At 72.4% G+C, this 14,649-nt stretch carries 11 protein-coding genes; 5 read left to right on the top strand and 6 right to left on the bottom strand.

All coding sequences use genetic code 11. The features are described from left to right. Window positions 1-62: 62 nt before the first annotated feature. On the bottom strand, window positions 63-1,088 hold the full coding sequence (locus AB0F58_RS00055) for a hypothetical protein (RefSeq protein WP_357135604.1): 1,026 nt from the start codon (window positions 1,086-1,088) through the stop codon (window positions 63-65). 253 nt (window positions 1,089-1,341) lie between these two features. Continuing rightward, window positions 1,342-2,328, bottom strand: coding sequence for a PaaX family transcriptional regulator C-terminal domain-containing protein (locus AB0F58_RS00050; protein WP_357135602.1), 987 nt, complete (start codon window positions 2,326-2,328; stop codon window positions 1,342-1,344). A gap of 274 nt (window positions 2,329-2,602) precedes the next feature. Between AB0F58_RS00050 and AB0F58_RS00045 the strand changes: the two genes are divergently transcribed. Together AB0F58_RS00045 and AB0F58_RS00040 are read left to right on the top strand one after the other, a co-directional pair. Further along, window positions 2,603-3,934, top strand: coding sequence for a PHB depolymerase family esterase (locus tag AB0F58_RS00045; protein ID WP_357135600.1), 1,332 nt, complete (start codon window positions 2,603-2,605; stop codon window positions 3,932-3,934). A 160-nt stretch (window positions 3,935-4,094) separates the two neighbouring features. Further along, window positions 4,095-5,492 carry an RICIN domain-containing protein gene (locus AB0F58_RS00040; protein ID WP_357135598.1) on the top strand — a complete coding sequence of 466 codons (1,398 nt, stop codon included), beginning with the start codon at window positions 4,095-4,097 and terminating at the stop codon, window positions 5,490-5,492. Between the two features lie 124 nt (window positions 5,493-5,616). On the opposite strand, the gene AB0F58_RS00035 is transcribed toward AB0F58_RS00040, so the two are convergent. Then, window positions 5,617-7,194, bottom strand: coding sequence for a Na+/H+ antiporter (locus AB0F58_RS00035; RefSeq protein ID WP_357135595.1), 1,578 nt, complete (start codon window positions 7,192-7,194; stop codon window positions 5,617-5,619). A 229-nt stretch (window positions 7,195-7,423) separates the two neighbouring features. After that, window positions 7,424-8,635: a S8 family peptidase gene (locus AB0F58_RS00030; protein ID WP_357135592.1), complete on the bottom strand. Its 1,212-nt coding sequence runs from the start codon at window positions 8,633-8,635 to the stop codon at window positions 7,424-7,426. Between the two features lie 365 nt (window positions 8,636-9,000). Here AB0F58_RS00030 and AB0F58_RS00025 point away from each other — a divergent pair, with 365 nt between their 5' ends. The 3 genes from AB0F58_RS00025 to AB0F58_RS00015 all read left to right on the top strand — a co-directional run bounded on the left by AB0F58_RS00025 (window position 9,001) and on the right by AB0F58_RS00015 (window position 12,935). Further along, window positions 9,001-10,590: a beta-1,3-glucanase family protein gene (locus tag AB0F58_RS00025; RefSeq protein WP_357135589.1), complete on the top strand. Its 1,590-nt coding sequence runs from the start codon at window positions 9,001-9,003 to the stop codon at window positions 10,588-10,590. Between the two features lie 98 nt (window positions 10,591-10,688). After that, the gene (locus tag AB0F58_RS00020) at window positions 10,689-12,245 is read left to right on the top strand and encodes a ricin-type beta-trefoil lectin domain protein (protein WP_357135586.1); all 1,557 of its coding nucleotides are present in this window, start codon (window positions 10,689-10,691) and stop codon (window positions 12,243-12,245) included. A 126-nt stretch (window positions 12,246-12,371) separates the two neighbouring features. After that, window positions 12,372-12,935 (top strand): DUF664 domain-containing protein, encoded by a 564-nt coding sequence (locus AB0F58_RS00015; protein WP_357135584.1) that lies wholly within the window; start codon window positions 12,372-12,374, stop codon window positions 12,933-12,935. A 45-nt stretch (window positions 12,936-12,980) separates the two neighbouring features. Here AB0F58_RS00015 and AB0F58_RS00010 read toward each other — a convergent pair whose 3' ends face one another. After that, window positions 12,981-13,718, bottom strand: coding sequence for a glyoxalase (locus tag AB0F58_RS00010; protein ID WP_357135581.1), 738 nt, complete (start codon window positions 13,716-13,718; stop codon window positions 12,981-12,983). 55 nt (window positions 13,719-13,773) lie between these two features. Further along, entirely contained in the window at window positions 13,774-14,457 is a 684-nt protein-coding gene (locus tag AB0F58_RS00005; protein ID WP_357135579.1) for a hypothetical protein, read from the bottom strand. Between the last annotated feature and the right edge of the window lie 192 nt (window positions 14,458-14,649).

Here is a 14,649-nt window from a genome sequence, read left to right as displayed (position 1 = left end):
TCGACGTCGGGAGGGCCGGCCCGTCCGTCTCCGCCGGTTTCCCGGCCGGGGTGAGCTGCTGTTCAGCGGGGCGTCGACCGGGCGGACCCGTCGAGATCCTCGACAAGTCCGAGGAACGCACGGTCGGCCTGGGCCAGGGTCGGCGTGCCGTAGAGCGGCGATACCAGGACCCGTCGACAGTGGTCGAGTTCGATGTACACGGCTCCGCCCACTCCGTTCGGGTTGGCGAGCACGGCGAACCGGTGCGCGCTGCCCACGCAGTCCGCCGCCGGGGGCAGGGTGGTCAACGCCCGCTCCACGGACGTCCGTTGCTGCGGAGAGAGGGTCCGCCCGTACGCGAAGTCGCCCACGGGATCCGCCGGCCCGCTCTTGTCAGCGGAGACGCGGTACCCGCACAGCCGCACCGGGTCGCTGGACCGGAACGGGACCGCTCCCCGCCCCGGCCGTACCGAGGAGTCGGGATACCCGGTATCGCTGGCCACCACGTCGCGGTGATCCTGCGAACAGCCGGACCTGGCCGCGCCCGCCGACTCGATCTCGCGGACGACCCGCTCCGAGACAGTGGTCAGCCGCAGCCCTCGCACCGTCGTCACCACGTCGGGGAGCGGCTTGCCGCAGCCGTCGACCGGGATTCCCGGCCGGATCCACCGGCCGCGACCGTCGATCAGCAGCAGGTTCGGCACCCATGGCCCCTCCAGGGTGCAGGCTTCGGGGCCGGTCGACGTGTCAGGGCGGCGGAGCGCGGTGATCAGGAGCGTCAGGTCGGTGGCCCGCCCCTCGGTGAGGACCAGGTCGAGACCACCGTCGGCGCGTCGCCGGTGGTCGAGCTGGCAGTGGATCGCGGCCGTCGCGGGGAAGCTGCCGTCGAGGCGTGGCAGGGTGAGTGCCACCTGCGGCGGTTCCGGATCCATCGGCGCGTCCACCGCGCAGGAGCGCCATTGGGCTCGGACAGTCGGCGGGCCCGTCGCCGGGTTGGGAAATCGTGTCGCCTGGTCGGCCGGCGACTGGGCGACGGTGGCGGTCCCACCGCAGGACGCCAGCGTGGCCATGGTCGCCACCAGGCTGAGCCCTCGAACGATCTGACGCATGACACTCCTCGACGAGCGGTAGCTGGCAGCGGCGAGGGGTGCCGATCGGACGACGTGGAGCCGAGAGGGCTTCCCGGTAGTCCGTCGACCGAAACCGGTCACCGAAGGTTATCGGACGTGCGGGAACGTGTCATGCGTGCGCCGGACCGGGCGGCGGAGCAATTCCGGCAGACCCGAGGAAGCCGGAGGCCCCTGCGGTCAGGGTCCGACAGCGGCGGCTGCCCGCTGGTACCGGCCCGCAGTCGACCGCCGCCTACCTGGGTACGAGCGCGGACGGTGCGGCGGGGGGCACGACCGTTCCGGCGAGGAGGTCGGTGGTGAGATGGGCCCGGATGCCCAGGGGCGGGCTGTCGCCGACGCGGGCGACGACGGCGCGGACGTGCTGCTCGGCGGGGTCGGCGAGGCCGTCGTAGACGGCGGCGAACACCTCCCGGGCCGGTTCCCGGAGCCATCCGGAGGGCAGGAGCTGGATCGGTAGCTGCGGATCGAGCGTGGGAAAGCGCCGGAAGGTGTCCATGACCTCGGTACGGGCCCGCACCGCCTCCGCGCCGCTGACCTGTCCGGATCTCACCTGCGGCAGGAGTGGACGCCAGCGCTGGAGGAAGGTCTCGTAGTGCCGGGCGATCGCGGCGATGTCCCAGGCGTCGAGGGGCTGGCGGTTGGTGAGGGTGTCGAGGTCTGCCGGTCGCCCGCGAAACACCGTGACGGTGCCGGTGACCTGACCGAGTCGGGTCTGGTCCTGCGGGGTCAGCTCGTGCGGCGAGATCCACAGACCGTCGTACAGCGGCGCGAAGCCCAGCCACCGGAGCTGCCCACGGAGGGCCCGCCGCTGGGCCCCTCGCTCCTGGGGCAGCGAGAAGGCGACGAGGGTCCAGCGTCCGTCCCACGGCTTCGTCGCGGTGGTGGCGGTGAGGATCCACCGGCCACCGCCGGCCAGGTCGACCGCGGCGGCCCGGCTGAGCCGGTAGAAGCTGTGCCGCCCCTGTCGGCTGCCCTCCAGCACGCCCCGGCGGACCAGCCGACTGATCGCGGCGCGGGCACCGGTGGGGGTCACCCGGGATTCGGCGAGCAACGCGACGATGGCCGCGGACGGCAGCCAGGACAGGTCCCGCAGTGTGTAGTCGGCCAGCAGCGTCACCGCGAGGCCCTGTGGTGCGTTTCCGGCCTGCCGTCGGGGCAGCCGCACCGGGTGGTCCCCGTCGTCAGGGAAGATCTCCTCGATGCTGAAAGGGCTGTTCACGGGGGCGCTCCGGTACGGCTCGAGGACGGTGCATCGACTGTAGACGGCGTCATCGCCGGCCGACGGGGAGTGGCCCGCTCCGCGCCCCCAATCTCATTGAGCTGTCTCAATTGACACTTGTTTGACCGAGGGGGAGACTATCTGTCACACGACGTGCGCGGGGCCGGGCAGGGCATCCCCAGATGTCGTTGGGCCAGAACGTGCCAGTGCGGGGAACCGGGTGTACCCGCTCCAGGGCGCGGCGGCCCGTCTCAACCCGCAGAGGTAGGACAACGTGCGTACGAGAATCAGACGGAGTCTGCTGTTCGCCCTGGCCGCGTCCCTGGCGGTGGTCGGACTCGTGATCCCCGCGTTCGGACCGGCTCAGGCGGCGTCGCTGGTCGAGGTGACCAGCTTCGGGGACAACCCGGGGCGGATGCGGATGCACCTCTACGTGCCCGACTCCCGCCCGACCAGTCCGGCGATCGTGGTGGCCATGCACGGCTGTGGCGGGTCGGGCCCCGGGTTCTACTCCGGCAGTGAGTTCGCCTCGCTGGCCGACCGGTACGGATTCATCGTCATCTACCCGAGCGCGACCCAGCAGGCCGGGTTCGGCAACTGCTTCGACACCTGGTCCGACGCCGCCAAGCGCCGTGGTGGCGGCAGCGACCCCGGGTCGCTGGTGTCCATGGTCAGCTATGTGCAGCGCCAGCACGGCGGCGACCCGAACCGGGTCTACGCCACCGGCAGTTCGTCGGGGGGCATGATGACCAATCACATGCTGGCCCTCTACCCCGACGTGTTCAGGGCCGGAGCCGCGTTCATGGGGGTTCCGTACACCTGCTTCGCCAACGCGGCCGACTACCCGCCGGGAGCCAGCCAGTGCACCGGCGGGACCATGAACCGGACCCCGAAACAGTGGGGTGACGCGGTCCGGCAGGCCTATCCCGGCTACGCCGGCCCGCGCCCGCGGGTGCAGCTCTGGCACGGCACCAACGACACGCTGGTGCCGTACCAGTTGTTGCAGGAGACGATCGAGCAGTGGACCGACGTCTTCGGTCTCAGCCAGACCCCCACCTCCGTCGACACCCCACAGCCCAACTGGAACCGCCGCCGGTACGCCGACGCGAACGGCACCGTCCAGGTGGAGGCGTACGCCATCCAGGGCGCCGGGCACAGCCTGCCCTCCAGCGGCATGGCGGCTGCCGCCGTCCAGTTCTTCGGCCTGTCCACGCCGACGCCGACCACGCCCGTGCCGACCACGCCCGTGCCGACCACGCCCGTGCCGACCACGCCGCCGCCGGGGTCCGGCGCCTGCCGGGTGGCGGTCAGGGTCAACGCCTGGAACAGCGGGCTGACCGAGGACATCACCATCACCAACACCGGTACCAGCGCCATCAACGGCTGGTCCCTGGTCTTCACCCTGCCCGCTGGACAGGTCGTCACCTCCGGGTGGAACGCGTCCTACGCGCCGTCCTCGGGACAGGTGACGGCCAGGAACGTGGCCCACAACGCCGCCATCCCCGTCAACGGTTCGATCACCGTCGGTCTCCAGGCCACGCACACCGGCGACTCGTCCGAGCCGAGCGGCTTCACCCTGAACGGCGCGTCCTGCGTGATCGCCTGAACCGCGCGGACGCGACCCGTCGACCAACCCCCCGGACGCGCAGGCCGGCGGCCGGGGTGGTGGGCCCGCAGACCCTTGCCCGGCGCCGACGCCGCTGTCGACGCCGGGACCCGACCGAATCCGTCCGTCTCCGATCGGACGGGGTACAGAGGAGCAGATCATGAGAACGATGGACGAGGCTCGTCCCGCCTCCACCCCGGGACGCCGCTGGCGGTCCGGACTGGCCGTCGTCGCGGCGGCCGTCGTCGCGAGCGGCACGCTGGTCGCGGTGAACGCCGTCCCCGCCGACGCGGCGTCGGTGGACACCAACGCCTGGTACGTGCTGGTGAACCGCAACAGCGGCAAGGCGCTGGACCTGTACAACCAGGCGACCGGCGACGGCGCGCGGATCACGCAGTGGTCCCGGAACGACGGTAACCACCAGCAGTGGAAGTTCGTGGACTCCGGGGGCGGCCACTACCGGATCACGTCGCGGCATTCGGGCAAGGTCCTGGACGTGGCGAACTGGTCGACGGCCAACGGGGGGACGATCCAGCAGTGGACCGACCACAACGGGGCGAACCAGCAGTGGCGGTTGGCCGACTCCGACGGCGGACACGTCCGGTTGATCAATCGGAACAGCAACAGGGCGCTGGAGGTGCAGGGCGCCTCGACCGCTGACGGCGGGAACATCGTGCAGTACGACGACTGGAACGGCGCCAACCAGCAGTGGCAACTCGTCCGCGTCGACGGTGGCACCCCGCCGCCCACCACTGCGCCTCCTGGGGGCGACGGCTGTGGCAAGGCCCCGACGCTGCGCAACGGCACGCACCAGATCCAGAGCAACGGCAAGAGCCGGTCGTTCATCCTGCGGATGCCCGCCACCTACGACAACAACCACCGGTACCGGCTGATCTTCGCGTTCCACTGGCGGGGCGGGACCGCCAACGAGATCGACTCCGGTGGCACGAGTGGGCAGGCCTGGTCCTACTACGGTCAGTGGGAGCAGTCCGGCAACAACGCGATCCTGGTCGCGCCGCAGGGCCTCGGCAACGGTTGGGCCAACTCCGGTGGCGGGGACGTCACCTTCGTCGACGACATGCTCCGGCGGATCGAGGGTGACCTCTGCGTCAACCCGGCGCAGCGCTTCGCCACCGGCTTCAGTTGGGGCGGCGGCATGAGCTACGCCCTCGCCTGCGCCCGGCCGACCGTCTTCCGGGCCGTCGCGGTCATCGCCGGCGGGCAGATCAGCGGATGCAGCGGCGGCACCCAGCCCGTCGCGTACTTCGGCCTGCACGGCATCTCGGACAATGTGCTCACCATCGCCCAGGGACGGGCGCTGCGCGACACGTTCGTCCGGAACAACGGTTGTGCCCAGCAGAACCCGCCCGAGCCGGCGGCAGGTAGCCGGACGCACGTCACCACCGTCTACTCCGGCTGCCGGGCCGGGTATCCGGTGCAGTGGGCCGCGTTCGACAACGGGCACATGCCCGGCCCGGTCGACGGGACGTACGCCGAGAGTGGCGTCACGACCTGGACCAAGGGCGAGATCTGGCGGTTCTTCGCGCAGTTCTCCTGACCTCGGGCGGACCGGCAGGCGGCAGGACGTCGGAGCGGTGACCGAGCGGGCGGGCTCCCGGCGGGCAGGGGTTCACGAACTCCGGCGGCCGGGGGTCCGCCCCGCTCGTGGGTCGGACCGGCGTCTAGTCCGGAACCTCCGGGCCCAGCAGGCGGATCTCCTCGATGTCCAGCGCTGCCTGGAGCTCGCGCAGCACGGTGTCGTCGATCGCGTTGGTGTCCCGCAACCGGGTGATCTCGCGGCGTTTGCGGTCGAGCACCTCCAGCCGTAGCCGACGCTCGACCTCCCGGGTCCCCGAGGAGACCTGGTCCTCCTGCTCGGCCCGGATGTCGTCGAGGTGGGCCTGGTAGTCGGCGCGTACCCGGCCGACGACGTCCGCCGTCGCGCCGAGCCGCCGCCCCACCTCGGACAGCGCGGCGAGCCCGACCTGGGTGGAACGCAGCCGGGCGTGGTGCACCTCGTCGGCGCGGGGCTGGTCGCCGACGAGTCCGGCCCACCGGACCACCAGCGGCAGGGTGGTCCCCTGCACCAGCATGATCAGGACGATCACCACCACCGTGCAGAAGATGATCAGATCGCGCTGCCGGACCGGTTCGCCGGTGGCGGCGGTCAACGGCACCGCGAGCGCCGCGGCCAGGGACACCGCGCCCCGGAAGCCGGCCCACCCGGCCGCCGTCCGCACCCGCCAGCCCACCTCCAGGTCCCGCTGGGAGCGGCGGCGGTCGACGACCTGGAGGACGCCCGTCGCCAGGTGCACCCACGCCATCCGGGTCGCGGCCACCGTGGCGGCCACCACCAGGGCGATGACCAGGGCCTTTCCGATCGACGTGCTGGTCTCGTCCCGCAGGGCACGGGGGATCTGCATCCCGAGCAGGACGAACAGCCCCCCGTTGATCAGGAACGTGGTGAGGTCCCAGAAGGCGTAGGCCATCAGCCGGGACGGGGCGCGGATGACCCGGGGGCCGGCGTAGGAGAGCAGCAGACCCGCGACGACCACCGCCAGTACCCCGCTGGCGTGCACCTCCTCGGCGAGCAGGAACGCGACGAACGGGGTGAGCACGCTGAGCGCGCCCTCCCGGAGCGGGTCGTCGAGGCGTCGCCGGACCAGCACGACCACGCCACCGACCACCAGGCCGGCCGCGACACCGCCGAGAACCGAACCCCCGATCCGCCCGACGAGTGCCCACGCCCCGGGTGCGGCGCCCCCGCCCAGCAGGCCGAGGGCGACGGAGAACAGCACCAGCGCCGTACCGTCGTTGATCAGGCTCTCCGCCCGCAGGATGGTGAGGAACCGGCGGGGCATCCGTTTGGCCAGGCCGGCGACGGCCGCCGCGTCGGTGGGCGCCAGCACCGCCCCGAGCACCCAGGCCGCCGCCGGGTCGACGCCGAACGCCTGCGCGACCATCGACACGGTGACCATGGTGACCCCCACCAGCACGACCGCGAGCAGCGCGATGGCCGGCAGGTTCGCCCGGATCTCCCGCAGGCTCGTGGTGAGGCTCTCCCGGTAGAGGATCGCGGGGAGGAACAGCAGCAGCACCACGTCCGGATCGAGGACCACGTCGGACAGCGGTGGCGCGAGGGCCAGCAGCGCGCCCATGCCGATCAGCAGGACCGGCGGCGCGACCCGGTACCGCCCACCGAGCGTGGTCCCGACGAGCACGGTGGCACCCAGCACCGCGATCAGCACGAGACCTTCCACGCCGCCCCTCGCCCCCGTCCGACCGCCCGGTGGCCCGGGTAGGCCACCCACCCCGGCCGGTTGTCCGTCCGCCCTCCCCAGTGTCGGACGGCGGACCGGCAGCGCGTCGCGGAACGGCGTGGAGGAATCCGGAACGGCGGCCCGGACCGGCGTCACCGGCGGCCGGTAACGCGCCGGGACCGGCGTCACCGGCGCTCCGGACCGCGTCCGGACCGTGGGGGTGCCGGGATCAGAGCAGCGGGTCCAGGTACAGCAGGCGCAGGTTGCCGACCGGGGTCGTTTGACCCGTCAGGTACGCCTTCACCTGGCTCGGCGACCAGGTCGGGTAGCGCTGGAGCACGCGCGCGGCAGCCCCGGCGACGTGGGGCGCCGCAGCCGACGTGCCGCTGGCGAAGGCGCTGGCGGCGGTGCCGGTGTGCCAGGCCGAGAGGACGTTCACCCCGGGGGCGTGGAGGTCGACGCAGGTGCCGTAATTGGAGAAGCCGGCCCGGGTGTCGTCCGGCTGGGTGGCCCCGACCCGGATCGCGGTGGCGACCGGAGCGGGAGAGTAGGAGCACGCGTTGGCGTTGTCGTTGCCGGCGGCGACCGCGTAGCTGATCCCACTGGAGATGGAGAACTGCACCGCGCTGTTCAGCGCGGTGCTGTGGACGCCGACCACGTTCATCAGGGCCACCGCCGGCTGGCCGGTGACGTGGTGGTCGGTCAGCCACTCGAGTCCGTGGATCACGGTGGACAACGTGGTGGTGTCGGAGCAGTCCAACACCCGTACCGCGATCAACCGCGCCGACTTGGCCACCCCGTACGTGCTGCCCCCGACGACTCCGGCGGTGTGGGTGCCGTGGCCGGTGCAGTCGTCGGCGACCGGGTCGACGTCCACCACGTCGTAGCCGTAGCTGGCCCGACCGCCGAACTGCGTGTGGGTGATCCGGATGCCGCTGTCGACGACGTAGACGGGGATCCCGTGGCCCGTGCCGGTGTAGCTGTACCCGCCGTCCGGTGCCGCCGTCCGCTGGTCGATCCGGTCCAGGTTCCACGGCGGGCCGGGCTGGGTGGCGGTCGCCCGCATGGTGTGGTTCTGCTCGACCCAGGCGACCGCGGGATCGGCGGCGAGCCGGCGGGCGGTCGCCTCGGGCAGGCGTACCTCGAAGCCGTTGAGCGCGTGGCCGTAGCGGTGGCCGACCTTCCCGCCGTAGCGCCTGGCGAGCGCGTCGGCCCGTTCCGACACGGCGGCGACCCGGGTGCCGGCCGGTCCGCCGACGGCGGCATCGGTGAGGACGACCAGGTAGCTTCCGGCGACGGCGGTGGCACCGCCGTCGTTCATGATCTCGTCGACGGCCGGTGCCGCGGTCGCCGGGGCGCCGACCGTTGCGGCGACCAGCGCCGAGGCGGCGAGCACGCCGGCTGCGGCCAGCCGGTGTCGACGAAGGCCGAGAGACATCATCGCTGGTCCTCCTCACGGTGGCCGCCACCGGCGGCACGCCGGGCCACGGCGGTCGGGGCGGTACCGACGACGCTAACCACGTAGTCCACGGCAGTCGACACCGCACGGGCGTTGCTGGCGGTCACCGAGAAAACGCCCCACCCGTCGCCCGCCCGGAGCCGGTGTGCCGCGCGGACCCGGTCTCCCCGGCGACAGCGGGACGACAGCGCGGTGACAGCGCCGATGGACACCATGACGAGCAGGCACCGGGTCCGCCCGGATGCCGGAGCCCTGCCGACCGGCGTTCACCTATTGACAAACTTTGTTTCCAGTCGCAGCCTGTGAGAGCGCTCTCTCAACTGTTTCCCCACGTCTGAGGTGGTCCTATGAGCGTTCGACGACACCTGTTCGCCATCGTCTCCGCCCTCCTCGTCACCATGGCGGCGACCATCCACGCGACGCCCGCACAGGCGGTCGGGCCGGCCCTGCTGCCCGTCACGGTCACCAACAGCACCGGCCGGGGCGAGGCGGTGCACCTGTACGTCATCGGCACCCAGCTCTCCAGCGGCCGGCTCGGCTACGTCACCGCAGGCGGCGCGTTCGTACCGTGGACCGGCGGCCAGCTCCCGCCGTCGCCCGCGCCGGACGCGTCGATCCCCGGCCCCGGCAACGGGGGCCGCACCACCATCCAGTTCCCCCGGGGTTTCTCCGGGCGGGTCTACTTCTCCTTCGGCGAGAAGCTCAAGTTCTTCCTCACCCCGGACGGCCTGGTGCAACCCGCGCCCTGGGCGGCCGGTGACGCGAACCGGAACATCCTGTTCGACTGGAGCGAGTTCACCTACAACGACGCCGGACTCTGGCTGAACAGCTCCCAGGTGGACATGTTCGCCGTGCCGCACGCGGTCACCGTCACCGGTGCCAACGGGGTCACCAAGCGGACCGGGGACGTCGTCGCCAACGGCCGCGCCGCCATCATCAACGGGATCCGGGCACAGGCCGGCTGGGGGAACTCCGTGTACACCCGGTCGGACGGCACGGTGCTGCGGGTCCTGGCCCCGGGCAAGGCCGCCGACGCGGGCCTGTTCAGCCCCACCTACCTCGACCCGTACATCACCTCGGCCTGGAACGCGTACACCACGAAGACGTTGACCGTGGTGCCCTTCGCCAACCAGCCCAACGTCCGCTACTTCGGCCGGACCTCGGGCAGCACGATGACCTTCACCAACAGCTCCGGTCAGGTGGTGGCGTCCTTCCAGCGGCCCTCGTCGGCCAGCGTGTGGGGCTGCGACGGGCAGCTGCACGCCCCCAACGACCAGGTCGTCGGTCCGATCGCCCGGACGCTCTGCGCGGCGCTGAACCGGGGCACCCTCGGCACCATCGACACCCAGCCCAGCCTCAACCCGGCCGAGTTCTACCGCAGCAACCCCACCAACCAGTACGCCCGGGTGATCCACGCCAACATGGTCGACGGCAAGGCGTACGCGTTCGCCTTCGACGACGTCGGCGCCTTCGAGTCGCTGGTGCACGACGGTGACCCGCGCGCCGCCGGCCTGGTCCTCAGTCCGTTCGGCGGGGGCGGCACCCCGCCGCCGACCGGAGTGCCGGTGCTGAGCACCTGGAACAACAAGTGCATCGACGTGCCCAACTCGAACTTCGCCGACCGGGTGCCGCTCCAGATGTGGACCTGCAACGGCACCAACGCCCAGAAGTGGACCTTCACCGGCACGGCGGTGCAGAGCCAGAACAACAAGTGCGTCGACGTCGACGGTGGTGCGACCGGTAACGGCGCGGTCGTCCAGCTCTACACCTGCAACGGCACCGGCGCGCAGCAGTTCACCCTCACCGCCAGCGGCGACCTGCTCAACCAGGCCAGCAACCGGTGCGTGGACATCCGGGACTGGAACAGCGGCGACGGCGCCAGGTTGCAGCTCTGGGACTGCGCCGGCAGCGCCAACCAGAAGTGGCGTACCGGCTGAACCGGACGCCGTTCCCGGCCACCCGGCCCGCTCCACCCCGGCGGCGGGGTCACCCCGCCGCCGGGCAGCTCCAGGATCCCCCCTCGGAAAGGACACCGATGAAGTCGTTCCTCGCGTTGCTCGCCACCGGTGTGGCGGTCGTCGGGCTGACCGTGCCCGCCGCCGCCGCGCCCCCGACCGGTCCGGACCGGACGGACCGGGGCGAGGCCACCCACGTCGACGCGGCCGACCTGCCACCCGGCATGGCCGAGGCGATGCGCCGGGACCTCGGGCTGACCGACCGGCAACTCGCCGGCCGGTTGCGGGTCGAGGCCGCGGCCGCCGTGGTCGACAAGCGGCTGCGCACCGGCCTCGGGGCACGGTACGCCGGCTCCTGGCTGGCCGCCGGGGACCGCCTCACGGTGGCCGTCACCGACGCGTCCGTCCTGGACACCGTGCGGGCCGAGGGGGCCGAGCCCCGGCTCGTCTCCCGGAGCCTGACCGCGCTCACCGCCGCCCACACCACCCTCGACCGGTACGCCGCCCGCCACCGTCCGACGGAGGCGGTCCGGAGCTGGTACACCGACGTCGTCGACAACAGCCTCGTGGTGGCGGTCGCCCCGGGCCGGACCGCGTCGGCCCGGGACTTCGTGGCGCGCAGCGGGATCTCCGCCGGCCTCGTCCGCTACGTCGTCCAACCGGAGGCACCCCGTCCGCTGTACGACATCCGCGGCGGCGACCAGTACGTGATCAACAGGAACACGCTCTGCTCGGTGGGCTTCGCCGTGGCGGGCGGCTTCGTGACCGCCGGCCACTGCGGGGGCACCGGCAGCCCCACCCTCGGGTACAACAACGTCAACCAGGGCACCTTCGCCGGCTCCTCGTTCCCGGGCAACGACTACGGCTGGGTCCGGACCAACGGCGACTGGACGCCCCGACCGTGGGTCAACAACTACGCCGGTGGCAACGTGTCGGTCGCCGGCTCCACCGAGGCCGTGATCGGCAGCGGGGTGTGCCGTTCCGGCCGGACGACGGGCTGGCGCTGCGGCACCCTCCTCGGCCGCAACGAGACGGTGAACTACCCGCAGGGCGCGGTGTCCGGCCTGCACCGCAGCAACGCCTGCGCCGAGGGCGGCGACTCCGGGGGCGCGTGGCTCGCCGGCAACCAGGCCCAGGGCGTCACCTCCGGCGGCTCGGGCAACTGCACGTCCGGCGGGACGACGTGGTTCCAGCCGGTCAACGAGATCCTCAGCGTCTACGGGCTGTCCCTGGTCACCACCGGCGGCGGGGGACCGGGCACCCGGATCATCAGCAACCTCAGCAACAGGTGCATCGACGTGCCCAACTCCAACTTCTCCGACGGCGTACCGCTGCAGACCTGGAACTGCAACGGCACGTCCGCGCAGAGCTGGACCTTCACCGGCGGCACGCTGCGCACCCAGAACAACAAGTGCATGGACGTCGCCTGGGGCTCCCACGACAACGGCGCGGTCATCCAGATCGCCAACTGCAGCAGCAACCCGGCTCAGCAGTTCGTCCTCTCCGCCGCCGGTGACCTGGTGAACCCGCAGGCCAACAAGTGCGTGGACATCAAGGACTGGAACACCGGGGACGGCGCGCGGTTGCAGTTGTGGGACTGCGCCGGCACCCCCAACCAGAAGTGGCGCACCGGCTGACCCTCGTCGGGGATCCCGTCGGGGTCCACCTGTCGGCCGCGCACCGGCCGGACCGGTCACCTCCGGTCCGGCCGGTGCCGCGCCGTCGACCGGCCGATGTCGGTGCGGCCGGCTAGGGTGCGTCCCGTGACCCACATCGACCCGCCCTGGGAACCGCCGCTCGCCGGCAGCGAGACCGCGCACCTCGTCGGGGCCCTCGACCGCCTCCGGACGACGTTCCGGTGGAAGACCGACGGTCTTGACGCGGCCGGTCTGCGCACCCGCCTCGGCGCCTCCGCCCTGACCCTCGGCGGCCTGCTCAAGCACCTGGCGGTGGTGGAGGACCACATCTTCACCGTCCGGCTGCGCGGCGGGTCGATCGGCGCGCCGTGGGAGGCGATCTACCGGACCGACGAGCCCGACTGGGAGTTCGCCTCCGCGCAGCACGACAGCCCGGAGCAGCTCTACGCGTTCTGGGACGACGCCGTCGAACGGTCCCGGGTGCGGCTCGACGCCGCCCTGGCCGACGGCGGGCTCGACCAGCTCGTCCACCTCGCCACCCCGGACGGCCGGCACGCCAGCCTGCGTCGTCTCGTCTGCGACCTGGTCGAGGAGTACGGCCGGCACACCGGCCACGCCGACCTGCTCCGCGAGGCGGTGGACGGACGGGTCGGCGAGGACCCGCCGCCCGACTGGCGGCCGACCCGGTAGGCGCGTCGGACCGGACCGGACCGGCCCGACGCCCCGGACCGTCGGCTACGTCGTCAGCCAGTCGCGCAGCCGCGTGACGTTGGCGGCCTCGCTCTCCACCCGCTGCCGGTCGGCGTCGGTCAGCTCGGTGTCGCGCAACTGCGCGATCCACTCCTCGGCCCGGTCGGGCTCGTCGAGGGCGACCGCCAACTCGGCCAGGGCCACCAGGGCCAGGGCGCGCTCGACCGGCGGAGCGGTGTCGCCGTACCGGCGCAGCGCCAGGGTGAGCGTCCGTACCGCCGCCCGGTCGTCGTTCTTGAACTCCCGGAGGATGCGGGCGTTGTCGAGCGCTCGGGCGATGCCCTTCAGCTTCTTCGACCCGCCGTACTCCACCTCCTGCTCCTCGTCCCGCTGGATGAAGATGATCGCGTTGCCCGAGGGGTCGACGAGCGTGAAGCGGCTCGCCCCGGGCCGGTAGCGGGTGATCCGGGGCAGGCCCCGGGCCAGCACCTTGCCGTACGCCGCGCGCATCGCCGCGGTGAACGCGGCGTGGTACGGCGCGACGGCGTCCACCATCACCAGGCACCCACCGGAGTTCTCCCGGCTCGGGTCCAGGTGTTCGGGCGCGGCCCCGTAGTGCAGTGCGAAGCCGCTCCAGGTGAAGGCGAGGTAGAGGTAGGGGCGGGTCTGCCGGTAGGTGACCCGGAAGCCGAGCGCCTGGTAGAAGGCGAGTGTCTCCTCGGCGGACACGCAGGGCAGCAGTGGCACGGTGGTCTCGTTCGGGCGTACCTCGAGATCGGTCACGCCGGCCATTGTGCCGAAGGGAAGGGTTCGGCCGCCTATGGAGAATTCGCCGCGGTCAGTCCGACCGGAGCTCGGGGTAGTGCCTGCGCTCCCACGTGTTCATCGCGTGGATCCTCTTGAGGCCCCGTCCCTCGCAGATCGGGCAGATCCGCTTGGTGAAGCAGAGGTTGCACCGCTGCCGGCGCCGGTCGTCGTCCAGGGTGAAGCCCTGGCCCAGGCAGCCGGGGCACCAGCCGAGCCCGTCGCACTCGTAGCAGAGCAGTGCCCCGGCGGGCAGGGTCCCGGCGGTGACGACCGGCTCGGGCGGGACGAACTCGACCGGATCGTGGAACAGGACGTGCGGGGTCGTGCCCCGGATCCCGTAGCGGTCCCGGTAGCGGCTGACGCCCCGCTCCGGGTGGACGGCGCAGAGGGTGATCAGATATCCGTCGCGGCGGGCGTCGGCCCGGGTCTCGGCCGGGCCGGTGTGGTTCTCGACGCTCCAGCCGAGCGCGGTGAGCAGGCCACCGCCGTACCGGACGGCGTGCGCGGCGGACGGGTGCTCCTTCGCGACCAGGTCCAGGCTGGCCGTGTAGGCGTGCCGCAGCGGCTCCCGCCAGTCGAGGATGGCCGGCTCCGGCAGCATGGTGACGCCGGGGTGCTGACCCGGTTCGAGGGCCTGGGCGAGGGACTGCATCTCGTGGCGGAGCAGCCAGGCGGCGTTCTCCAACTCCTCGCGCGCTCCGGGGATCTCGGGCATCGCCGCCGCCTTCCGTCGCTGCACGACCGGGCGGGCGCGCCGCCCGGCGCGCCCGCGTCCGAGGATAGTCCCGCCATCGACCGGCATCGTCGTGCGGACGGTGCCGGGAACCCCCCGACCACGGCGGCCCGCCGGGGGCGGGGCGGCGGCCCCCCCGCCCCGCGCGGCCGCGCGGGCGCGGGGGCCCGGCGC

Source organism: Micromonospora sp. NPDC023956, from assembly GCF_040639195.1.
In the GTDB taxonomy this organism is placed as follows: domain Bacteria; phylum Actinomycetota; class Actinomycetes; order Mycobacteriales; family Micromonosporaceae; genus Micromonospora.
This window is presented reverse-complemented; position numbering and strand designations above follow the sequence as displayed.